Here is a 503-nt window from a genome sequence, read left to right as displayed (position 1 = left end):
CCTCGTCCTGGTGCTCATCCTGAGCTTCCTCTTCCTCAAGGACGGCGCGCGTTTCCTGCCGTGGGTGGGCCGCCTCGCCGGGCCCACCGCGGGCGGCCACCTCCAGGAGGTGGGGCAGCGCTCGTGGGACACGCTCAGCGGGTTCATCCGGACGCAGGCGCTCGTCTCGTTCATCGACGCGGTGCTCATCGGCGTCGGCCTGGTCGTGATCGGCGTCCCGTTGGCCCTGCCACTCGCCGTCCTCACGTTCGTCGCGGGCTTCGTCCCGATCGCGGGAGCGTTCGTGGCCGGCATCGTCGCGGTGCTGGTCGCACTGGTGTCCAACGGTGTGACCGGGGCCCTGCTCGTCCTGGCCCTCATCGTCGTGGTGCAGCAGATCGAGGGGAACGTGCTGTCCCCCGTCCTGCAGTCCAAGTCGATGGACCTGCACGCGGCCGTCGTCCTGCTCGCGGTCACGCTGGGGGGCACCCTCTTCGGCATCACCGGCGCCTTCTTCGCGGTGC

General features: G+C 70.4%; 1 protein-coding gene. It reads left to right on the top strand.

Annotated features, from left to right (window positions below; translation table 11 throughout):
* A partial coding sequence (locus FB586_RS19090; protein ID WP_136520888.1) for an AI-2E family transporter occupies positions 1-503 on the top strand: 503 nt, incomplete at both ends.

The organism is Cellulomonas telluris (genome assembly GCF_004886325.1).
Classification (GTDB): Bacteria; Actinomycetota; Actinomycetes; order Actinomycetales; family Cellulomonadaceae; genus Cellulomonas; species Cellulomonas telluris.
Note: the sequence above shows the minus strand (reverse complement) of the source record. Positions and strands in the feature narration are given on the sequence as shown.